At 67.0% G+C, this 19,772-nt stretch carries 18 protein-coding genes, 1 other RNA gene and 1 pseudogene; 8 read left to right on the top strand and 12 right to left on the bottom strand.

Annotated features, from left to right (window positions below):
• Positions 1 to 42: 42 nt before the first annotated feature.
• From ACZYZF_RS13760 to ACZYZF_RS13770, 3 genes are all read right to left on the bottom strand, one after another.
• The gene (locus ACZYZF_RS13760) at positions 43 to 1,566 is read right to left on the bottom strand and encodes an alpha/beta hydrolase (RefSeq protein WP_463835984.1); all 1,524 of its coding nucleotides are present in this window, start codon (positions 1,564 to 1,566) and stop codon (positions 43 to 45) included.
• Positions 1,567 to 1,654: 88 nt separating this feature from the next.
• Complete coding sequence (locus ACZYZF_RS13765) at positions 1,655 to 3,172, bottom strand: alpha/beta hydrolase (RefSeq protein WP_463746688.1); 1,518 nt, start codon at positions 3,170 to 3,172, stop codon at positions 1,655 to 1,657.
• Positions 3,173 to 3,237: 65 nt separating this feature from the next.
• On the bottom strand, positions 3,238 to 4,629 hold the full coding sequence (locus tag ACZYZF_RS13770) for a WS/DGAT/MGAT family O-acyltransferase (RefSeq protein ID WP_463746687.1): 1,392 nt from the start codon (positions 4,627 to 4,629) through the stop codon (positions 3,238 to 3,240).
• Between the two features lie 158 nt (positions 4,630 to 4,787).
• Between ACZYZF_RS13770 and panB the strand changes: the two genes are divergently transcribed.
• On the top strand, positions 4,788 to 5,633 hold the full coding sequence (gene panB / locus ACZYZF_RS13775; protein ID WP_463746686.1) for a 3-methyl-2-oxobutanoate hydroxymethyltransferase: 846 nt from the start codon (positions 4,788 to 4,790) through the stop codon (positions 5,631 to 5,633).
• Positions 5,634 to 5,676: 43 nt separating this feature from the next.
• Here the strand turns inward: panB and ACZYZF_RS13780 are convergent, their stop codons facing one another.
• Positions 5,677 to 6,108 (bottom strand): MarR family winged helix-turn-helix transcriptional regulator, encoded by a 432-nt coding sequence (locus tag ACZYZF_RS13780; protein ID WP_463835986.1) that lies wholly within the window; start codon positions 6,106 to 6,108, stop codon positions 5,677 to 5,679.
• A gap of 89 nt (positions 6,109 to 6,197) precedes the next feature.
• Between ACZYZF_RS13780 and ACZYZF_RS13785 the strand changes: the two genes are divergently transcribed.
• The gene (locus ACZYZF_RS13785) at positions 6,198 to 7,061 is read left to right on the top strand and encodes an oxidoreductase (RefSeq protein ID WP_463835988.1); all 864 of its coding nucleotides are present in this window, start codon (positions 6,198 to 6,200) and stop codon (positions 7,059 to 7,061) included.
• Here the strand turns inward: ACZYZF_RS13785 and ACZYZF_RS13790 are convergent.
• Positions 7,058 to 7,843: an enoyl-CoA hydratase/isomerase family protein gene (locus ACZYZF_RS13790; RefSeq protein WP_463835990.1), complete on the bottom strand. Its 786-nt coding sequence runs from the start codon at positions 7,841 to 7,843 to the stop codon at positions 7,058 to 7,060. The two genes, ACZYZF_RS13785 and ACZYZF_RS13790, sit on opposite strands and share 4 nt — an antisense overlap.
• Positions 7,844 to 7,853: 10 nt before the next feature.
• Complete coding sequence (locus ACZYZF_RS13795) at positions 7,854 to 8,549, bottom strand: TetR/AcrR family transcriptional regulator (RefSeq protein WP_463835992.1); 696 nt, start codon at positions 8,547 to 8,549, stop codon at positions 7,854 to 7,856.
• A 161-nt stretch (positions 8,550 to 8,710) separates the two neighbouring features.
• Here ACZYZF_RS13795 and ACZYZF_RS13800 point away from each other — a divergent pair, with 161 nt between their 5' ends.
• Positions 8,711 to 10,207: a CYTH and CHAD domain-containing protein gene (locus ACZYZF_RS13800; RefSeq protein ID WP_463835994.1), complete on the top strand. Its 1,497-nt coding sequence runs from the start codon at positions 8,711 to 8,713 to the stop codon at positions 10,205 to 10,207.
• 20 nt (positions 10,208 to 10,227) lie between these two features.
• On the opposite strand, the gene rnpB is transcribed toward ACZYZF_RS13800, so the two are convergent.
• Positions 10,228 to 10,623, bottom strand: an RNA gene (gene rnpB / locus ACZYZF_RS13805) — RNase P RNA component class A.
• Between the two features lie 29 nt (positions 10,624 to 10,652).
• Here rnpB and ACZYZF_RS13810 point away from each other — a divergent pair.
• Positions 10,653 to 11,105 carry a helix-turn-helix transcriptional regulator gene (locus tag ACZYZF_RS13810; RefSeq protein WP_463746680.1) on the top strand — a complete coding sequence of 151 codons (453 nt, stop codon included), beginning with the start codon at positions 10,653 to 10,655 and terminating at the stop codon, positions 11,103 to 11,105.
• A gap of 9 nt (positions 11,106 to 11,114) precedes the next feature.
• Positions 11,115 to 11,534: a VOC family protein gene (locus tag ACZYZF_RS13815; protein ID WP_463746679.1), complete on the top strand. Its 420-nt coding sequence runs from the start codon at positions 11,115 to 11,117 to the stop codon at positions 11,532 to 11,534.
• A 7-nt stretch (positions 11,535 to 11,541) separates the two neighbouring features.
• On the opposite strand, the gene ACZYZF_RS13820 is transcribed toward ACZYZF_RS13815, so the two are convergent.
• Positions 11,542 to 12,831, bottom strand: coding sequence for a DUF222 domain-containing protein (locus tag ACZYZF_RS13820; RefSeq protein ID WP_463835995.1), 1,290 nt, complete (start codon positions 12,829 to 12,831; stop codon positions 11,542 to 11,544).
• 52 nt (positions 12,832 to 12,883) lie between these two features.
• On the opposite strand from ACZYZF_RS13820, the pseudogene ACZYZF_RS13825 reads away from it, so the two are divergent.
• Positions 12,884 to 13,078 (top strand): annotated as a pseudogene (locus ACZYZF_RS13825) (ATP-binding protein); the annotation flags it as partial.
• An 82-nt stretch (positions 13,079 to 13,160) separates the two neighbouring features.
• A complete protein-coding gene (locus ACZYZF_RS13830; RefSeq protein WP_463835997.1) occupies positions 13,161 to 14,009 on the top strand; it encodes an alpha/beta fold hydrolase in 849 nt (282 codons plus the stop codon).
• Between the two features lie 226 nt (positions 14,010 to 14,235).
• Here the strand turns inward: ACZYZF_RS13830 and ACZYZF_RS13835 are convergent, their stop codons facing one another.
• Both ACZYZF_RS13835 and ACZYZF_RS13840 read right to left on the bottom strand, forming a co-directional pair.
• Positions 14,236 to 15,387, bottom strand: coding sequence for an LLM class flavin-dependent oxidoreductase (locus ACZYZF_RS13835; protein WP_463746676.1), 1,152 nt, complete (start codon positions 15,385 to 15,387; stop codon positions 14,236 to 14,238).
• A 361-nt stretch (positions 15,388 to 15,748) separates the two neighbouring features.
• Positions 15,749 to 17,302 carry an FAD-dependent oxidoreductase gene (locus ACZYZF_RS13840; protein ID WP_463835998.1) on the bottom strand — a complete coding sequence of 518 codons (1,554 nt, stop codon included), beginning with the start codon at positions 17,300 to 17,302 and terminating at the stop codon, positions 15,749 to 15,751.
• Positions 17,303 to 17,349: 47 nt separating this feature from the next.
• Between ACZYZF_RS13840 and ACZYZF_RS13845 the strand changes: the two genes are divergently transcribed.
• The gene (locus ACZYZF_RS13845) at positions 17,350 to 17,931 is read left to right on the top strand and encodes a helix-turn-helix domain-containing protein (RefSeq protein ID WP_463746674.1); all 582 of its coding nucleotides are present in this window, start codon (positions 17,350 to 17,352) and stop codon (positions 17,929 to 17,931) included.
• Between the two features lies 1 nt (position 17,932).
• Here ACZYZF_RS13845 and ACZYZF_RS13850 read toward each other — a convergent pair whose 3' ends face one another.
• Together ACZYZF_RS13850 and ACZYZF_RS13855 are read right to left on the bottom strand one after the other, a co-directional pair.
• Positions 17,933 to 19,018 carry a bifunctional RNase H/acid phosphatase gene (locus tag ACZYZF_RS13850; protein ID WP_463836000.1) on the bottom strand — a complete coding sequence of 362 codons (1,086 nt, stop codon included), beginning with the start codon at positions 19,016 to 19,018 and terminating at the stop codon, positions 17,933 to 17,935.
• Positions 19,015 to 19,743, bottom strand: coding sequence for a zinc ribbon domain-containing protein (locus tag ACZYZF_RS13855; protein WP_463836002.1), 729 nt, complete (start codon positions 19,741 to 19,743; stop codon positions 19,015 to 19,017). The genes ACZYZF_RS13850 and ACZYZF_RS13855 overlap by 4 nt, the downstream gene beginning before the upstream one ends.
• Positions 19,744 to 19,772 lie beyond the last annotated feature (29 nt).

Consider the following 19,772-nt stretch of genomic DNA (forward strand, 5'->3'; position numbering starts at 1 on the left):
TAGGCATCGGCTGTTAAATCTGTGTTACAGCCCTGCAAGGAGTTAGCAGGAGAGGTCGCCCGGGGAGACTTGATTGACGAAGAAACCCAGCACCGCGGTATCGACGCAGGCGTTCCCGTTGAACACCACGGTGTGTTGGGTGCCGGTGAAGGAGATCAGTGCCGCGCCCATTTGCCGGGCCAGATCCACCCCCGCCTGATATGGCGTGGCCGGGTCGCCGGTGGTGGACACCACCACGACCTTGCCCGGTCCGGGGCCGGTGATCGGGTGCGGCGCCGACGTCGCGGGCACCGGCCACAGGGCGCAGATGTCCCGGGGCGCGTACCCGGTGAACTCGCCGTAGGACATGAACGGTGCCGCGGCACGGATCTGCTGATCGGCGTCGGCCCACACCGCCGGGTCGGTCGGGAACGGCGAGTCGACGCACCGGATCGCGGTGAACGCGTCCTGCATGTTCTGGTAGTGCCCGGCTTGGTCGCGACGCCAGTAGTCATCGGCGAGCAACAGCAGGTCCCCGGCGTCGGCGCCGCGCGTCAAGCCGAGCAGTCCGCTGGTGAGGTAGGGCCAGTACCGCGCTGAGTAGAGGGAATTGCCGGTACCGGTGATCGCGTCGGCGTAGCCGAGTCCGCGCGGGTCCGCGGTGGGGTGCGGCGTCGTCACCAATGGATCCACGAGCTGCTGGAACCGCCTGACGAACTGGGCCGGGTCGGTACCCAACGGGCAGTCGGCTGATTTCGCGCAGTCCGCGGCATAGGTGTCGAAGGCCTTCTGGAAGCCGGCGAGTTGGCGGACGTTCTTGGTGATCGGATCCTGGCTGGGGTCGATGGCGCCGTCGAGCACCATGGTGCGCACCCGGTCGCCGAACTGTTCGGCGTAGGCGCCACCCAGCTCGGTGCCGTAGGAGAAGCCCAGATAGTTGATCTGTTCCTCCCCCAGCGCAGCCCGCACCGCGTCCATGTCCCGCACCGCCGACGCGGTGCCCGCGTTGGCCAAGAACGGTGCGCCCATGCGGTCCAGGCACTGCTGGGCGAATTGCCGGTAGACGTCTTCGATGTGGGCGACCCCGGCCGGGCTGTAGTCAGCCAACGGCTCGCGGCGGTAGGCGTCGATCTCGGCGTCGGTGCGGCAGCGCAGTTCCGGCGTGGAATGCCCGACGCCGCGCGGGTCGAACCCGACCAGATCGAAATGATCGGTGAGTGGGGACCCTGCCAGTGCTGCGCCCATGCCGGCGACGGTGTCCACCGCCGACGCGCCGGGGCCGCCGGGGTTGATGAACAGGGCACCGATCCGGTTGCCGGTGGCCGGAATCCGGATGACGGCCAATTGAGCTTGTGCGCCTTGGGGATCCGCGGAGTTCCAGTCCAGCGGTACCGGCAGGGTGCGGCACTGCGCCGTCGGAATCCGTGCCGGGTCTGGCACCCATTGGGCGCAACTTCCCCACTCCGGCCCGGATTCCGGCACGGCGCCCGCGACCGGTACGGCGACGGGGCACAGCACGGTGGCGGCGCCGAGGAGCGCCGCCGCCATAACGCGTATCGCCCCGCCCGCCCACCGCACGGCTGTCATGGTCGCACGGCGGACGCCGCCGGGTCTGTGCCTGAGGCCGAGCAGAGACCGGCCGGAGACCCTCCGGTGACCTTGCCGTTCGGATCGGTCAGCAGCGAGTCCCGGGCGGCGGCACCGTCACGTCGACGAGGTAAGTCGCGGCGATGTCATCGATGCACTGGTTGCCCTGGAACACCACGGTGTGCTGGGTGCCCTCGAAGGTCACCAGCGTGCCGCCGAGTTGGCGCGCCAGGTCGACGCCCGCCTGGTAGGGAGTCGCCGGGTCGTTGGTGGTCGAGACCACCAACGTCGGAGGCAACCCCTTCACCGAGATCTCGTGCGGCTTGCTGGTGGGGGGTACCGGCCAGAACGCGCAGGTTCCCATCGGCGCGTTACCGGTGAACTCGCCGTAGCTCATGAACGGAGCGACCTCGCGGGCTCGCCGGTCCTCTTCGACGACGGTGGCCCGGTCGGTGATGGCGGGCTTGTCCACGCAGTTGACCGCGACACGCACGTCGGTCGAATTGTTGTAGTGGCCCTTGGCATCTCGACCCATGTAGAGGTCGGCCAAAGCCAGCATCACATCGCCGTTGCCGTTCTTGAGCCCGGTGAGGCCCTCGGTCAGGTGGCGCCACAGGTTCGGCGAGTACAGCGGCAGGATGGTGCCCACCGTGGCGTCGCTGTAGCCCAGCCCGCGCTGATCGCGGGTCTTGGCCGGGTGCTCCACCAGTGGATCGACCAGGCTCTTGTAGACCTCGACGGCCTTGGCCGGGTCGGTGCCCAGCGGGCAGTCGGGGTTCTTGGTGGTGCAGTCGGTGGCGTAGTTGTCGAATGCCTTCTGGAATGCCGCCGCCTGACGGATGTCTTCTTCCACCGGATCCGCGTTGGGGTCGACGGCACCGTCGAGGATCATCGCGCGGACCTTCTGCGGGAACTGCTCGGCGTAGGTCGCGCCGATGCGGGTGCCGTAGGAGTACCCCAGGTAGGTGAGTTTGTCGTCGCCGAGGGCGGCGCGGATCGCGTCCAGGTCCTTGGCGACGTTCTCGGTGCCGACATTCTCGAGGAACTCTTTGCCCATCTTGTCGACGCAGCGCTGAACGAACTTCTTGGTTTCGCTCTCCAGGTGCTCGACGCCTTCGGGGGTGTACTCCACCGTCGGATCGGCCCGCAGCCGGTCGTTGTCCTCGTCGGAGTTGCACCACACCGCGGGAGTCGAGGAACCGACACCGCGCGGATCGAACCCGACGATGTCGAAGCGGTCCTTGACCGACTGCGGTAGACCCGACAGCAGGGACACGGCCGATTCCACGCCGGATTCGCCGGGCCCGCCCGGGTTGATGACCAGCGAGCCGATCTTCTGGCCGGCGGCCGGGAATCGGATCATCGCCAGGCGGGCGATGTCACCGTCAGGCTTCGAGTAGTCGACCGGCACCGACAGCATCCCGCATTCGGCGTTGTCGGGGATCTGCACGTGGTCACCCGAACCGGCGTTGCACGGCAGCCATTGCACCGGCGTTCCGGGCCGTGGGACCGCGATCCTGGCCTGGCCCTCGACCACCTGGGTACAGCCCGCCACGGCCACAGCCGTCAGCGCCAGCAGCGCGCCGAACCTCATCCTGAACTTCATGGCTGCCCATGCTGCCATGACGTGACATCGCCGCAGGCCGGGCCTGGTCACGAGGCGTCGTGACACTATCGGGTAGCGGCGAGGAGTTCGTCGAGCGCGACATGGAAATCGTCGGCCATATCCCACAGGTCAGGCAGCAATTCCGGGCACGACACGATGCCGACGTCGAGCATGCCGGTCAGCGACATCACGGTGATGTTGAGCCCGGAACCATGGAAGATCGGCCCCAGCGGGTACATGGCCTTGACCTCGCAACCCAGCAGGTACAGCGGGTCCTGGGGCCCGGGCACGTTGGAGATGACGAGATTGTGGACGGGCTTGGCCCCCGACAGCCGGCTTGCCGCGTACACCCGCATCGCAGCACCGAACACCGCCGGTGCCGCGAACTGTGTCCAGTCCTGTAGCAGCGTCGCGCCGATCGCAGAACTGTGTTGCTTGGCAACCGAATTCGACGCGGCGATGGCCGCGAGCCGCTCGGCCGGATCGTCGATGGTGGTCTCCAGCTTGGAGAACATCCCGGACACCTGATTGCGGCCGGGCCGGTTGGAACGGTCGTGCACCGACACCGGAACCATCGCGACCAGCGAGCTTTCGGGTAGCTCGTCGCGGTCGCGCAGGAATGTGCGCAGCACGCCGGACACCAGCGCCATCACCACATCGTTGACCTTGACGCCGAAGTGGTTCTTGACCGTCTTGATGTCCTCGAGGTCCAGCTGCGCGAACGCGACGCTGCGGTGGCCGGTGATGTTGTTGTTGAACGCGGTTTTCGGGGCGTTGAACGGGGCCGCCATCGCCTGCCCGCTGATCGCCCGGCGCACCGTGTCGACGACCGTCGTCGCCGTGGTGGGCAGCACATTGGCCAGCTTTAGTGGGCGAGCGGCGAACCTCAGTGCCCCGCTGATGGCGATCTCGGCGGCGGTGGCCCCGCCCACGCCGTCGACCGCATCGGGTGGCGGAGCATCGGCCTCGGTGGTGCACAACTGCGACATCAGGTTGGCCCCGGTCACGCCGTCGACCCCGCAGTGGTGGATCTTCGTCATCAGCGCCAGGCGGCCACCGTCGTGTGCATCGGTGCCCGCCACGTTCTCGATGACCCACATCTCCCACAGCGGCCGGGTCCGGTCCAGCGGCAGTGAGGCGATGTGGCCGCAGATCTCGGACAGCTCGGCACGCCCACCCGGGGCGGGCAGCCCGATCCGGTGCAGGTGCCGGTTGACGTCGAAGTCCGCGTCTTCCACCCACACCGGATGGTCGAGATTGAACCGGCTGTCGGCCAGTTTCTCCCGGAATTGCGGCATGGCCTTGATGGTCAACGAGAGCGCGTCACGCATCCGGTCGAACGTGTAACCGCCCGGCATCGTCGAGCTGTCCAGTTCCAGCACCGAGCACACGTGCATCGGCTGGGCGGCGGTTTCGAGGTACAGGAAGCTGGCGTCGAGTCCGCTGAGCCGTTGCATGCCGCTGATGTTAGGGCTCCGCACACCAACTGTGAGGAAATCCACTCGAACGTCGCTTTTGCCTTCATTGCCCGCGGTGGCAGACTTGCAGTTGTCAGCCGAACCCGGGGACCGCGATGCGGCCTCGAGGATCGAACCGACCACCACTAGGGACGACGATGTCTGAACAATCTGTTTATGGTGCTTCCGTTTCTGCCGAAGCCAAGCCCCGCACCAAGGTCCGTACGCTCACACTGCAGAAGTGGAAGTCCGAAGGACACAAGTGGGCGATGCTCACGTGTTACGACTACTCCAGCGCGCGGGTGTTCGATGAAGCCGAGATTCCGGTACTGCTGGTCGGCGACTCGGCCGCAAACGTGGTCTACGGCTACGACACCACCGTGCCGATCTCCATCGATGAGCTGATCCCGTTGGCCCGCGCGGTCGTCAAGGGCGCCCCGCACGCCCTTGTGATCGCCGATCTGCCGTTCGGCAGCTACGAGAGCAGCCCCGCCCAGGCCCTGGCCACTGCCACCCGCTTCATGAAGGAGACGGGCGCGCAGGCGATCAAGCTGGAGGGCGGTGAGCGGATGGCCGACCAGATCGCGACGCTGTCCGCCGCGGGCATCCCGGTGGTGGCGCACATCGGCTTCACGCCGCAGAGTGTGAACGGGCTGGGCGGGTTCCGCGTGCAGGGCCGCGGTGACGCCGCCGACCAGACGATCCACGATGCGATCGCGGTACAGGAAGCCGGCGCGATCGCGGTGGTACTGGAGATGGTGCCGGCCGAGTTGGCCACCCAGATCACCGGCAAGCTGACCATCCCCACGGTGGGCATCGGTGCCGGCCCCAACTGCGATGCCCAGGTGCTGGTCTGGCAGGACATGGCCGGGCTCACCAGCGGCAAGACCGCCAAGTTCGTCAAGCGTTTCGGTGACGTGGGCGGCGAACTGCACCGTGCGGCAACGCAGTACGCCCACGACGTGGCGAGCGGGGTGTTCCCGGCCGAGGAGCACTCCTACTGACCACCCTCGCCGCACCGACCGGCGGCGCGCACGATGGTCGATCTCAGGCCAGCGCGTCGCCGAGTTTGGTGAGTAACTGGGTCAGCAATTTCTTGTCGTCGTCGGTGAACACGGCGAGCAGCTCGTGCGCGGCGGCGTGGTAGTCGGCTCGCCAGCGTCGCGCTTGCTCCCCACCTGCCGTCGTGGTGGTCAATTGCACTGCGCGACGGTCATTTTCGTCGGGCGCGCGGGCTACCAGACCTTCCCGCACCAACGCTTCGACCAGGGTTGACGCGGTTGCTTGGGTGACGCCGACCGCTCGCGCCACCTCCGCTGACCGGACCGGCTGCAGCCGTTCGATCTCGGCGAGCAGCTTGGACCGCGGTGTCGACACGCCCCGATCGCCGAGGCGCTCGTCGAAAGCTCGGACCACAGTTTTGGCGGCGCGGCCGAAAGCGTCGGCAAGTTCAGCCGAAGTCTGCAGATCGTCGCCCACGACCGGTTCTCCTCTGTTCCGTTGACAGAGAATATCAGCCCTCATATAGTTCGGTCTCATATAGTTAGATGTCTAACGAAAGGCCGGACATGTCCCTTCCCCAGACGTTCCCTCTCGGCTCGCTCACCGTCCGCCGCGTCGGATTCGGCGCGATGCAATTGCCAGGGCCCGGAGTGTTCGGACCGCCGCGCGACCACGACGAGGCCATCTCCGTCCTGCAGCGTGCCGTCGAGCTCGGGGTCGATCACATCGACACCGCACAGTTCTACGGGCCGGCGGTGGCGAACGAACTCATCCGCGAGGCGCTCTATCCCTACCCGGCGAACCTGGCGCTCGTCAGCAAGGTCGGCGGCAAGCGCGATGACCAGGGCAACTGGCTGCCGGCATCACAGCCGGACGAGCTGCGCCGCAGTATCGAAGAGAACTTGCACACCCTGGGCGTCGACCAGCTTGCCGCGGTAAACCTGAGGGTCTTCGGAACCGACGCCGCGAGCCCGGGCGAGGTCGACCGCGACCTGTTCGAGAAGCAACTGGAGACCATGATCGCCGCCCGCGACGAAGGTCTGATCGCTGGTATCGGGCTGAGCAGCATCACGCGCGAACACTTGGAAATCGCGCTCCAAGGTACCGACATCGTCTGCGTGCAGAACGCTTACAACCTCGCCGACCGGACCTCTCAGCCGGTGCTCGACCTCTGCATCGAACGCAACATCGCCTTCGTCCCGTTCTTTCCGCTGGGCTCGGCGTTTGTGCCGGAGAACCCGGTGCTGGGCAATCTGGCCATCCGGCGAGTCGCCACCGAACTGAACCTCACGCCGGCGCAGATTGCGTTGGCGTGGACGTTGAGTGCGGCGCCGAACATCCTGCTGATTCCAGGTACGTCATCGGTGGCTCACCTGGAGGAGAACCTGGCCGTCGCCGACATCGAACTACCGGCGGATCTCACGCTCTAAGCGAAGTCAGGCCGGCGCTTGGCCAGGAACGCGTCGACACCCTCGCGGCCGTCGGCGGAGTTGGCCCGCTCGGCGATGAACCGGCCTTCGGCCGCCATCTGCTCTTCGAGGCTGTTCTTGAACGAGGACACCAGCAGCGACTTGACCGCCCCGTTGGATCCGCCGGATCCGGCGGCCACCTGCTCGGCCAGTTCGGCTGCGCGCGCGGCCAATTCGTCGCCGACGACCACCTCGGTGACCAGTCCCCACTCCTGCGCCTCGGCGGCCGAGAGCGTGCGGTTGGTGAGGATGAGCTCCTGCGCCCGACGCAGGCCGACGAGTCGCGGCAGGTGATAGGACGCGCTGCCGTCGGGACTCAGTCCCACCTTGGTGTAGGCCATGGTGAACGTGGCGGGCTCGGCGGCCAGGACCAGGTCGCCGGCAACGGCGAGGCTGAAGCCGGCGCCGGCCGCGGTGCCGTTGACCGCGGTGATCAGCACGGCGTCCATCCGGGCGAAGGACGAAATGGCCTGGTGCAGGTCGTCGGCGACACCCTTGATGAAGCGGCCGCGGTCGGGCGCGGTGGCGAACGATTTGAGGTCGCCGCCGGCGCAGAAGAACCGGCCCGCACCGGTCAGCACCACGGCTTTGACACCGGGAGTGTCGCAGCGCCGGGCTGCGTCGGCCAATTCGCGAGTCATGGTGTCGTTCATGCCGTTCGCGGCGTCCGGGCGGTTCAGCGTGATGCGCGCGACGGCGCCGGACTGCTCGAACGAGATGGCTTCATAGGTGGGCTCGGTCACGGCCCGAACTCTAGCGGGCCGGAGTTCGCGGCGGTCGCACGCCCAGCCGGGCCGCGGTGGCACTCACGAGTGGGCAGAAATCGCCGTGGAATCCGAGGATCCGAAGCGCCCCTTCCGCGATCACCCAGGGCTGCGCCGGCGTGCCCTCGACATCGTCGGAACGGGTGTTGATCACCGATTCCACCAGCCGGAACGGCAGGTCGGCAGCATCGGGCGGACCACCGCACTCGGCGATAACCGCCTCAGACAGCCTGCGGTACACCTCGCGAAGGTCGGCGCGCCGGCGCCGGAACGGGTCGAACCGGTCGGTGCGGAGTTCGGGAAGCAGATAGAGGGCGCCCAGGTTCCACCGGCCCGCGCACAGTTGGTGCGCATCGGCGACGGCCAGGGTGTGCAGATGCGCAGCCGCCGGGCCCGAGCTGTCGAGCAGTTCGGCACCCAGGTGCAGGGCTTCATCGACCGTGCCGGCCAGCAACGCATCGAGGATGTCGTCCTTGGTGGCGAAATGGTGATAAAGCGAGGCCTGTCGCACCCCGACTTCATCGGCGATCCTCCGAGTCGAGGTACTGGCGTACCCGTGGTTGGTGAACAGCTCGGCAGCCGCGTCGAGGATCTGCTCGCGGGCGGTGGTGCCCGGGCGACGTGGCCGCGTCAGACGTGGACGCCCGCGCCCTGCCGCGGTGTTCGCCGGTGTCGTCTCAGCCATGTCAGCAACACTAAGAGACATCCTCGGGTCTGACCCGCGGCGCGGTGGGGACAGCGGCAAGTCTTGATGTGGCTGTGACCAAGACACAGGTCGTAGCGCCTGCCCGGATGTGGCACGCTGGTGCCATCCAATCTCCCGCCTCCGGTACAGCGAAGGTGACTATGGCCTCCGGCAAGCCCAATACCGCCAGGTACACCGAAATCGAGCGGAAGTTCGCGGTCACCGAGAACACCGTCTCGCCGTCGTTCGAGGGTTTGTCGGCCGTCACCGAGATTGAGCGCACGCAAACACAGCATCTGGATGCGGTGTACTTCGACACCCCGGACCGCGACCTGGCCGCGCACCGCATCACCTTGCGGCGCCGCACCGGCGGCAGCGACGCGGGCTGGCATCTGAAGGTTCCGGCCGGGGCCGACACCCGCACCGAGATCCGCACGCCTCTCGGCGCCGGCACCGACACGGTGCCCGAGGATCTGCGCGACATCGTGCTGGCAATCGTCCGGGATCGTCCGCTGGCCCCGGTGGCCCGGATCAGCACCGAGCGCAGCGTCGAGGTACTGCACGGGGCCGACGGCGTCGCGCTGGCCGAGTTCTGCGATGACCGGGTGACCGCATCGGCCACCGGCCAGGAAGCCGATCAACAAAGTTGGCGGGAGTGGGAGCTGGAGCTGCTCACCGCCGATGTGCCCGATGACCTGATGGATCGGCTGGCGAATCGCTTGGCGGATGCCGGGGCGGCGCCGGCCGGGCATGGTTCGAAGCTGGCCAAGGTGCTCGGCACCGATCAGGACCCGGCGCCGACTCCCCCGGCCGACCCGGTGCACCGTGCCATCGCCGAGCAGATCGAGGCGATGCTGGTGTGGGACCGCGCCGTACGTGCCGACGCCTACGACTCGGTACATCAGATGAGGGTGACAACCCGCAAGATCCGCAGCCTGCTGCAGGAATCCAAGGACTCGTTCGGACTGGACGACGACGGCTGGGTGCTCGACGAGCTGCGGGCGTTGGCCGCGGTGCTGGGGGTGGCCCGCGACGCCGAGGTGCTGGGCGAGCGCTACCAACGTGCGCTCGACGAGATGCCCGCCGAGCTGGTCCGGGGCCCGGTGCGCCAGCGACTGGTCGAGGGCGCGAACCGCCGCTACACCGCGGGCTGGCGTCGTTCACTGCTGGCGATGCGGTCGCCGCGCTACTTCCGGCTGCTGGACGCTTTGGAGGAGTTGGTCAGCGCCGAAAAGCCGGAATCCGCGGACGCCTCTGCGCCTTCGGTGACCATCGACGCCGCGTACAAGCGGGTTCGCAAGGCCGCCAAGGCTGCCGCGGCGGTGGCGGCCGACGATGCCAGCGCCGAGGAGAAGGACGAGGCGCTACACCGGATTCGTAAGGGCGCCAAGCGGCTTCGTTACACCGCGGCGGCTACCGGGGCAGACAAGGTGTCCGATCGGGCGAAGACCATCCAGACGTTGCTGGGCGATCACCAGGACAGTGTGGTGAGCAAGGCCCACTTGAGCACTCAAGCCGACGCCGCACACGCCGCCGGTGAGGACACGTTCACGTACGGCCTGCTCTATCAACAGGAGCACGACACCGCCCAGCAGTCCCGGGCGGTGCTCGACGACGCGCTGAAGAAGCTCGCCAAGGCGGTACGCAAGGCCCACTAGGGACCGGTTGCGGGTTGGAGCGAACGAGTTGGCCTGTAAGCCGGATTCTGTCCCTTGCCCCGAAAGGCAAGGCAGCGACCATCCATCTGGACACACCGTCGCCGGGTGCCTCGAGCGGTCTACCCGCAGGCTCGGGCGAGCAACCCTCGAACGCCTGCGCGGCCGCAACCAGGTTGCGGCCTTCTTGACCTTGCTTCGGGTGGGGTTTGCCTAGCCACCCCGGTCACCCGGGGTGCTGGTGCGCTCTTACCGCACCGTTTCACCCTTACCCCCTGGCCTCAAGGACTCAGGTGGCGGTCTGTTTTCTGTGGCACTTTCCCGCGAGTCGCCTCGGATTGCCGTTAGCAATCACCCTGCTCTGTGAAGTCCGGACTTTCCTCGACACCCAAGGGTGCCGCGGCCGCCCAGCCAACTCGTTCGCGCTGATCACCGTACCCTCAAACTCATGGCTCAGGTGCCACCGGCACGATATTTGCTCCGCGCCAAGGATCTGGCGGATGCCCGCTATGCGGATCCGATCACCGTGGACGACCTCGCCGCGGCGGCAGGTTTGTCCCGCGCACATTTCAGCCGCATGTTCACCCGCACCTTCGGTGAGTCCCCGCGGGCCTATCTGCAGACGCGGCGTCTCGAGCGGGCCGCGGCGCTGCTGCGCAACACCGACCGTTCAGTCGCGGATATCTGCGTGATGGTCGGGCTGCACAGTGTCGGCTCGTTCACCACCAGCTTCGCCCGGGTGTACGGCAAGCCTCCGGCGGCCTACCGAGCCGGCCTGCCGTCGGCGATGCTGCGCGCCCCGGTGCCCAGTTGCATTCTGGCGCGCGATACCCGGCGTTCCCATCCCGGCCGAGCCAAGACAGCACAAACGGAGAAGACGCCGGGGCCGGACCGAACGTAGCGTCAGGCCATGATGAAAATCGCATACACGCATCTGTGGGTTCACGATCAGGAAGCCGCACTGAATTTCTGGACCGAGAAGGTCGGAATGGAAGTGCGCGAAGATGTTTCGTTCCCGGAGGAGATGGGTGAGTTTCGGTGGGTCACCGTCGGTCCGCCCGGGCAGGACGATGTCGGCATCGTGCTGATGGCGGTGCCCGGTCAGCCGGTGATGGATGAATCCACCCGCAAACAGGTCCTGGACCTGACCGCAAAGGGCTTCGCGGGCACGGTATTTCTGACCACCGAGGACTGCCAGAAGAGCTACGAGGAGCTGACCGCACGCGGTGTCGAGTTCACCGAACCGCCCAACCAGATGCCCTACGGCATCGACTCGGGATTCCGCGACCCGTCGGGCAACAGCATCCGGCTGACCCAGCGCACCGACTGAGCCGCGACTAAGCAGCCAGCGCGCACCTACCGAACTCGATGGCCATTCGTAGTTCGGTGACGCATTCATATATTTCGACGGGCCCAGGTGGTGGCGGCGCGGTGGAGCGGTAACGAACTCCGGTCGGAGTCCCGAATTCGGCTGTGTGCACACCGTTCTCGTCACTGGTCGTCACCGTCCATCCCGGTGATTCCTTGACGTAGTTGCACCGTTCGCACTCACCTAGACCGTTCAGCGCAGTGGTGGCACCACCCCGGGCATGCGGTCGGGCGTGGTCGTGATGGCGGATGGGCGCATCACAGTACGGCGTTCTGCAGGTCTGATCCCGCAACCCGATGAATTGGGCCAGCCCCTTGGGAAACAGCCGCGACCGTGACTCCATCGCCACCAGCGCACCGGACTTCGGGTGTCGATAGAGCCGCCGCAGAGTGGCGCGCGAACTTTCGTCGGCCACCGCGTCACTCACCAGGTTGCGGGCCACCGTCGCCGGCACCGGCCCATAGCCGTCCACCACTGCCGGATTCTCGTCGCCCCCGAGCAGAGTCTGGTCGGAGAGCACCAGGTTGACCGCCACCGGTTCGGGCACCTCGGCCGGGCGGCCGGTCACCCGCTCCGCCACGGTGTCGGCCATCACCTGGCCGCGGGTCCGGCCGTCGAACGTCGTATCAGCGCTGCGCTTGAGTGCCGCATACACACCGACGCCCTTCTGTACCGGCAGCAACACCGTCAGCCGCGCCATGCAGTCCGGCGCCGGCCGGATCCAGACATTCCGATCCTCCGCCGCCTTCGCTGCCCGGTCGACGACCGCCTGCGGATCCAGGCGGTAAGCGATCTTCTTGGCGTCTGCCTCAATCCGCTTGTCCCCCATACCGTCGAGCTTCGTAACGTCGGCGCACATCTCGGCATCCAGCGCCTGGCGATCCTCGATCATCAGACATGCCGACTCCCGCACGATCAGAGTGGCCCGCCATTCCGACAACACGCCGGACTCCAGCGCCGCCAACGTGTGCGGCATCTCGTGCACCAACGCCTTGGCAAAGCCGAGATGCCGACTCCCCCGGTTCGGCGAGTCATGACGAGCCAGCGCGACCTCTGAACCCACCCCGCGGCCCCGTTTGGCGCGAGGCACTCCCGCGGCCGCCTCGGCAGCCCGGCGCATTGCGTCCAGCAGGGCCGCGCACCGGGCCTGACCGGCGGCCGCGGCCGACTTCGCCCGCTCGAGTTCTTCGATGCGTCGATGCAGGTCGCCCTCATCAGCATGCGGGTTGACCTGCGCCAATCCCGAGATATCGAACATACTTGCGATTATTCCATGCCGGTACGACAACGCGTTGACTCATCAGAAATGCGGCGCTGAGCTGCTCTTCCAGGTTCTCACCGAACGCGAGGAGAAGAACTCCGTGGCGATCGCCTCCAACGACAGCTACTCGGGCTGAACTAAGACCTTCACCGACCCACGGCTGTGCGCCGCCATTGTCCGTCGCCTCACCTTCGGTGGAAGCATCATCGAAACGGGCACCCACAGTTACCGACTCGCCACAACAAAGCCCGCGCAGCCGCGGCCGTGGCCGCGGCCGTGGCCGTGGCCGTGGCCGTGGCAAGCTGATTACCGGAAGGGAAGTGCGAGTGGATCATTACAGTCGCGGGGAGCAGGTTTTCGACGTCATCGATGCCGGCCCTGCCGACGGACCCGTCGTGATTTTGTTGCACGGTTTTCCTCAGATGAACACCAGCTGGGACGCGGTGACTCCGAGACTCACCGCTGAGGGCTATCGCTGCCTCGCACCTAACCAGCGGGGTTACTCACCCGGCGCACGACCAACACGCCGCCGGGATTACCGGATGTCAGAGCTGGTCGGGGACATCCGCACGCTGATCGACTCCAGCGGCGCACAGCGTGTACACCTTGTCGGTCACGACTTCGGCGCCCTTGTGACGTGGTTCGCCGCGGCACAGATACCCGATCGCTTGGCCACAGCGACAGCGTTGTCGACGCCGCATCCCATCGGTGGCCTCAAGGCGCTCGTATCGAGTCGGCAGGCTTTCGCGTCCTGGTATGTGTACCTCTTCCAGCTGCCTCGCATCCCCGAGCGCGTCTTCATGGGCAGCCGCGGCACTGCGGTCGGACTATCGAAATTCCTTCGCGCGCATGGGCAGACAGCCGAGTGCGCCAAACGCGACGCTCAGGCGATGGCCTCACCAGGCGCGTTCACGGCCGCCCTCAACTGGTACCGGGCGATGCCGCTGAATAATTTTCTTCGCCTCCTCCGCACCAAGATAACGGTGCCGACGATGCACGTGTTCAGCGACGGTGACACTTTCCTTACTGCTGAAGGTGCGCATGCGTGCGGCCGCGGTGTCAGCGGCGAGTACCGCTTCGAGATGCTGCCCGGGGTGTCTCATTGGATCCCTGACGAGGATCCCGAGGCGGTAGCCGATCTACTGCTCGAATGGTTCGCCGCCCATCCGGTCTGAACATCAACGCCAGCGATTGCACGAGCTGACCGATGCGGCGTTTCTGCCGGGCGTTTGTTGGCTGTGTCGGCGCGCCACATCATGCAGAGGTAGTAATGCGACGCCGTACCTGTTGAGCAACCTCGTCGATGGCGGTGGTTCTCCCGCACGATCAGTAACAGTTTTCGGCCAGAACGGTCTGACTGGCCGGTGTGGTCATGTTCGCTTCGAACGGAGGCTCCGGAGGCTAGAGTTTCCGCAGCCGCCGCAGGATCCTGACGAAGGGGACGCTCGCGGCCATGCCGCGCTTCATATCAGGTTGCGCCGCACTCATGTTGACCACCACGGCGTAGCGCAGTCCAGCGTCACGCAGCTCCGCCGCCTGTTCCATCACCTCGTCGGGCGTGCCGTTGAGGATGCTCGCGGTCAGCAGTGACTGCGGAACGTTCTTGGTCGCGGCCAGCACGGCCTGCTCGTCGAGGGTCTGCGGAATGAGATCCTGCATGCCGGTGAAGTCGTCCCCGAATGGGTGCCGCGCCCCGTGCCGGGACCATTCGGAGGCGGGGATATTGAGCGCGAAGGTGCGAATGAGCTGGGAGCCGAGCGTTTCGTCGACCTCATCGCGGCTGCGGCCCGTCACAACCATGACGAGGCCGGCGGGCACGATTGACATCGGGTCACGACTTGCGTCGGAAGCCGCCGCCCGGACGACATCGAGCGCGGCCGCGTAGTCCTTCGGATGGACAAGCGCTGCAGGAAACCAGGCGTCGGCGTAGCGACCGGTGGCCTTCAGCATGCGCGGGCCATGGGACGCCACCCAGATCTCGGGCCATTTCCCGCGATAGGGCGGTAGCTCGAAGATCGCGTTGTGCAAGGGAAAGAATTCGGATTCGCGGGTGACGAGTTCACCGTTCGAGTCCCACAACGCGCGAATCGTGGCGAGGGCTTCGATCAGCCGTCCGACCGGTTTGGACCATTCCACGCCGTAGGGCTCGTTGGTCACGCGTTCGCCGGTGCCGATGCCGAGGATCGCCCTGCCCTTGGTGAGCAGGTGCAGCGTGGCGGCCGCCTGCGCGGTCACCGCGGGGTTGCGGCGGCCGGCGTCGGTGACGGCGGTCCCGAGTCGCAGTCGTGCGAATCGATTCTTGGCGGCCAGGTACCCCAATGCCGTCCACGGCTCGCTGACGGCGTCGGGTCTGGGCATCAACTTGGCGGCCGTGGAGCCGAGGTACTTTTCCGTCATGATGGACCGCGGTGTCAGGGCATTGAGGTGATCGGCCACCCAGAATGAGTCGACCCCTGCCGTGACGGCGGTGAGGTAGTTCGCGCGAGTCATGGCCAGCGGGCCGATGCGCGTGTAGGCAAGTGTGTCGATTAGGCCGACTCGAAATCCTGACATGGAAGTTCCTCACGTCCGACGGAAACCCGATTATCAGCCGCCGCGAACGAGCCTGCCTGAGTAACGGACTACCCGCCTGACACGCGGTCATTGAGCACTGCTGGTCGCGATCAAAGCCACGAGGTCTAGGTCAATCAGCTAATCGCAGAGCTCATGTGCGCGTGCATGGATCCCGGCAAGTCTGACGGCGTTGGTCCTCACGGGCCGCCTCGCTCCGTTGGATTCGGCGCCGACGCTGTCTCGCCTACTCCCGCGCAACCCGCCACGAGTCCCGCGACGGCGATGACAACACCCACCCCGACGGTCCTCATCCGTCGATGTTAGTCATGGGAACTGTCGAAAGCCCCTACGACAAGCCGGTTCAGCCCAGACGCCGCAGCACCATCACGTTGTCGATCAAGGTGCCATGTTGCCCGTCGGGCCCGGTGGCTTCGCGCTCGTCGGTGCCCACCTGGATTCGTTCCCATTGCTCGTCATCCAGGTTCAGTGAGTCGACGACCTCGTCGGCGCTGGGGAAGGCGAATCTCCGGACGTGCTCGGGGGCCCAGGGCGGCGCGGCCCCGTGGTCGACGATGACCAGCAGTCCTCCGGACGCGACGGCACCGGCGGCGCGACGCAGCACGCCCGCGCGGTCCATCGCGATCGGCGACTGCAGGAACTGGGCCGAAACCAGGTCGAAGCGGCCGTCCGGGATGCTCTCGGACAGGTCGTGGCGTTCGAACGTGATCTTCTCCGCCACACCCCGGGCCTGCGCTTCGGCGGCGGCCCTGCCGAGCGCGGTGTCGGAGACATCGACGCCCGTGACCTGCCAACCTTTTTCGGCCAGCCAGACGGAGTCCCCGCCCTCGCCGCAGCCGAGATCCAGCGCCCGGCCCGCGGGCAGATCCGCGGCGATCTTGGCCAGTTGGGCGTTGACGCGACCACTCCAGATGCGGCCGCGCTGTCCGTAGTGGCGTTCCCAGTACTGGGCCGTGACGGCCGTCTGCGCGGGCCACGGCGGCACCGGGAGCCCAACGTCCTCGCCGAGCAGATGCTGCACGACGGCGGCACCGGCCTGGCTGCCCGAAGCCACCGCCGCAGCCACCTGCGGCATCTGCGCGCTGAGGTCACCCGCGGCGAACAAGCCCGGCACCGAGGTGCGGGCGAACCCGTCGACGACCAGTGCATCCGCGGCGATCGGTCCGGGTGCCGAGACTGCGCCGAGTTGCGCGGCCAGCGGCGACCGTTGGTGGAGCGTGGCGGCGACGAGTGCGCCGCGCCTGGCCAGCCGGGCGCCGTCGGCGAATTCGACTGCCTCCAGTGCGCCGTCGTTAGCGACGAGTCGTGCGATCGAACGCTCGTCCACCCCGATCCCTGCGACAGCCAGCTGCTTGCGCTGTGCTTCGTCCAGACCGCTGTCCCCGTTGGTGAGCACCACCAGGTCGTCGGTCCAGCCGCGCATCATCAACGCCGAGTGCACGGCGCGATCCCCCTGCGCGATCACCGCCACCGGCGCATCGCGCATCTCCCAACCGTGGCAGAACGGACAGTGAAAAACCGAAGCGCCCCAAAGCCCTTCGACCCCGGCAATACTTGGCCCCCGATACTCCATGCCAGTGGCCAGCAGCACCGTCCTGGCCCGCTCGCGGGCCCCGTCGGCCAGCTCGAGCATGAATCCCGGCTCCCCACGCACGACTTCGCCGGTACGCACCTCGACCGTCGGATAGGTGGTCAGCTCGGTGCGGCCCGCCGCATAGAGGTCGGCGGGCGGACGGCCGTCGCTGCCCAGCAGGCCACCGATTCCATGGGCGGCCAGGTTGCTCTGATTCCCCGCGTCGACCAGCAGTACGCGGCGTCGGGCCCGGCCCAGCACCAGCGCCGCACTCAGGCCGGCCGCTCCCCCGCCGACGATGACGCAATCCCAAACGTTGTCCATGCCTCGAGCTTGCCGAATCACATGGCAAAGTGCCAAGCTATTTTGCCATGCAGGCAAACGCTGCCGAGCCGGCCGACATCGACGCCGTGGTCCGCGGCCGGCTTCGCGAGCTGCGGGCCGAACGCGGACTCACCCTGGAAGACGTGGCGCGGCGCGCACAGATCGACGTCTCCACGCTGAGCCGGCTGGAATCCGGCAAGCGCCGACTTGCCTTGGACCACCTGCCACGGCTGGCAACCGCCCTGTCGGTGACCACCGACGAGTTGCTGCGCGCACCGCAGGCCGAGGATCCCCGGGTCACCGGCAGCTCACACACCCACCACGACATCACGTACTGGCCGTTGACCCGCCAGGGCCCGGCGGCGGGGCTGCACGCCTTCAAGATCCGCATCAGCGCCAAGCGCCGGAAGCCTCCCGCCGAATTCCCCGTGCATGAAGGACGCGATTGGATGTATGTGCTGTCCGGACAGTTGCGCCTGATCCTCGGCGAACAGGACTTCGTCGTCAATCCCGGTGAGGCCGTGGAATTCTCGACGTGGACGCCGCACTGGTTCGGGGTGGTCGACGGCCCGGTCGAGGCGATCACCATCCTCGGCCCGCACGGCGAGCAGTTACACCTGCACGCCTGACCTACAGGTAGGCGGTTTGGTTCACCAGCCGCACCGATGAGCCTCCGTCGCCGTAGAACTCGGCGATCGACAGCGATGCCAGGTCCAGGTGCAGCCGGTACAGGATGCCCTCGCCGGCATCGAGTGCCAATCGGAGGATCGTCTTGATCGGGGTCACGTGCGAGACGACCAGAACCGTTGCCGCACCGTGCTCGGCGATGATCCGGTCGCGGGCCCGACGGACCCGGCGCGCCACCGTGTCGAAACTCTCGCCACCAGGCGGCTCGACGCTGGTGTCCCGCAACCAGCGCCGGTGCAGTTCCGGATCCCGTTGCGCGGCTTCGGCGAACGTCAGTCCTTCCCACTCACCGAAGTCCGTCTCGATCAGGTCATCGTCGACACGGACGTCGACACCGAGCGCCTTGGCCGCCGCCGCGGCCGTCTCATATGCCCGCTCCAGTGGCGAGCTGACCACGGCCGCGACGCCCCCGCGTGCGCCCAGATAACGTGCGGCGGCGTCGGCCTGCCTGCGCCCCTCCTCGGTCAGCACCGGATTGCCGCGCCCCGAATAACGCCGAGCGATGGACAATTCGGTCTGGCCGTGGCGTAGCAGCAGCAGCCGGGTCGGAGCTCCGGTGGCACCGGTCCAGCCGGGTGCCGACAACGCGGGCTTCTCGGCTTCGGCGGGTTTCTCGGTGCCGAGGCCGGCCGCCGCGTCCATGGCTTCGTTGGCCAGCGCGTCGGCATGGCTGTTGCGCTCCCGCGGAATCCACGTGTAGCTGACCTGATCGAAGCCGGCGGCCAGCTCAGCCGCCCGGCGCTGCAGTTCGATCAAATCTGGATGCTTCACCCGCCAGCGCCCTGACATCTGCTCGACCACGAGCTTGGAATCCATCGAGACCGCCACCTGGGCGGCGCCGAGCTCGGCGGCAGCCTCCAAACCGGCGATCAGACCGCGGTATTCGGCGACGTTGTTGGTGGCCCGGCCGATCGCTTCCTTTCGCTCGGCCAGCTCTACGGCGTGCTCGGCATCGAACACCACCGCGCCGTAGCCCGCCGGTCCGGGATTTCCCCGGGACCCGCCGTCGGCCTCGACGAGAACTTTCACTGCTTGAACCTCAAGAGGATCGCCCCGCACTCGGGACAGCGCAGTACGTCATCTTCGGCAGCCGCGGCGATCCGGGCACTCTCGCCACGGTCGATCTCGATCCGGCAGGCACCGCAGCGCCGGCCCTGCAGCAACCCGGCGCCCGCACCGCCACGGGCTCGCTGCTTTTCGTAGAGTTCGACGAGTTCAGGATCGATGAGACCGACCAGGCCTGCGCGGCGAGTCACCGCCTGATGCTTGGACTGGTCGATCTCCACCAGTGCCGCATCGCGGGCCTGCTGTGCCTCTGACAGCGCGGCCTGCAGGTCATCGATGCGCTGTAACGCCTCGGCTTGCCGGCCAGACAGTTCCTCGCGGCGTTCCATCAGTTCCAGCAGCGAGTCTTCCAGGCTGGATTGCCTGCGTTGCAAGGTTTCCAGCTCATGCTGGATTTCGGCGACCTGCTTGGCGCCCACCGTGCCGCCGTCGATCAGCTTGCGGTCGCGATCCTCACGCTGACGGACCGAGTCGATCTCGCTTTCGAGCTTGGTCACCTGGGCGTCCAGGTCTTCCAGCGCGATGCCCAGAACGCCCACCCCGTCGCCGGCGGCAGCGTGCTCGGCCTGTGCCTCGTCCATCTTCTTCTGTTCGGCCAGGTTCTTGGCACGGTGTGCGAGGCGTCCGAGTTCGGCATCGACCTCGGTCAGCGCGAGAAGCGAACGTTGTTGTTTTACTTCGGCTTTCATGCCCTGACTTTCATGTTGCTATGGGATTC

The sequence above is a fragment of the Mycobacterium sp. IDUB_24 genome (assembly GCF_055419385.1).

Coding starts and splice junctions, on each gene's coding strand:
- ACZYZF_RS13760 (WP_463835984.1), bottom strand. CDS start 1,566: ATGACAGCCGTGCGGTGGGCGGGCGGGGCGATACGCGTTATGGCGGCG.
- ACZYZF_RS13765 (WP_463746688.1), bottom strand. CDS start 3,172: ATGAAGTTCAGGATGAGGTTCGGCGCGCTGCTGGCGCTGACGGCTGTG.
- ACZYZF_RS13770 (WP_463746687.1), bottom strand. CDS start 4,629: ATGCAACGGCTCAGCGGACTCGACGCCAGCTTCCTGTACCTCGAAACC.
- panB (WP_463746686.1), top strand. CDS start 4,788: ATGTCTGAACAATCTGTTTATGGTGCTTCCGTTTCTGCCGAAGCCAAG.
- ACZYZF_RS13785 (WP_463835988.1), top strand. CDS start 6,198: ATGTCCCTTCCCCAGACGTTCCCTCTCGGCTCGCTCACCGTCCGCCGC.
- ACZYZF_RS13795 (WP_463835992.1), bottom strand. CDS start 8,549: ATGGCTGAGACGACACCGGCGAACACCGCGGCAGGGCGCGGGCGTCCA.
- ACZYZF_RS13800 (WP_463835994.1), top strand. CDS start 8,711: ATGGCCTCCGGCAAGCCCAATACCGCCAGGTACACCGAAATCGAGCGG.
- ACZYZF_RS13810 (WP_463746680.1), top strand. CDS start 10,653: ATGGCTCAGGTGCCACCGGCACGATATTTGCTCCGCGCCAAGGATCTG.
- ACZYZF_RS13815 (WP_463746679.1), top strand. CDS start 11,115: ATGATGAAAATCGCATACACGCATCTGTGGGTTCACGATCAGGAAGCC.
- ACZYZF_RS13820 (WP_463835995.1), bottom strand. CDS start 12,831: ATGTTCGATATCTCGGGATTGGCGCAGGTCAACCCGCATGCTGATGAG.
- ACZYZF_RS13835 (WP_463746676.1), bottom strand. CDS start 15,387: ATGTCAGGATTTCGAGTCGGCCTAATCGACACACTTGCCTACACGCGC.
- ACZYZF_RS13840 (WP_463835998.1), bottom strand. CDS start 17,302: ATGGACAACGTTTGGGATTGCGTCATCGTCGGCGGGGGAGCGGCCGGC.
- ACZYZF_RS13845 (WP_463746674.1), top strand. CDS start 17,350: ATGCAGGCAAACGCTGCCGAGCCGGCCGACATCGACGCCGTGGTCCGC.
- ACZYZF_RS13855 (WP_463836002.1), bottom strand. CDS start 19,743: ATGAAAGCCGAAGTAAAACAACAACGTTCGCTTCTCGCGCTGACCGAG.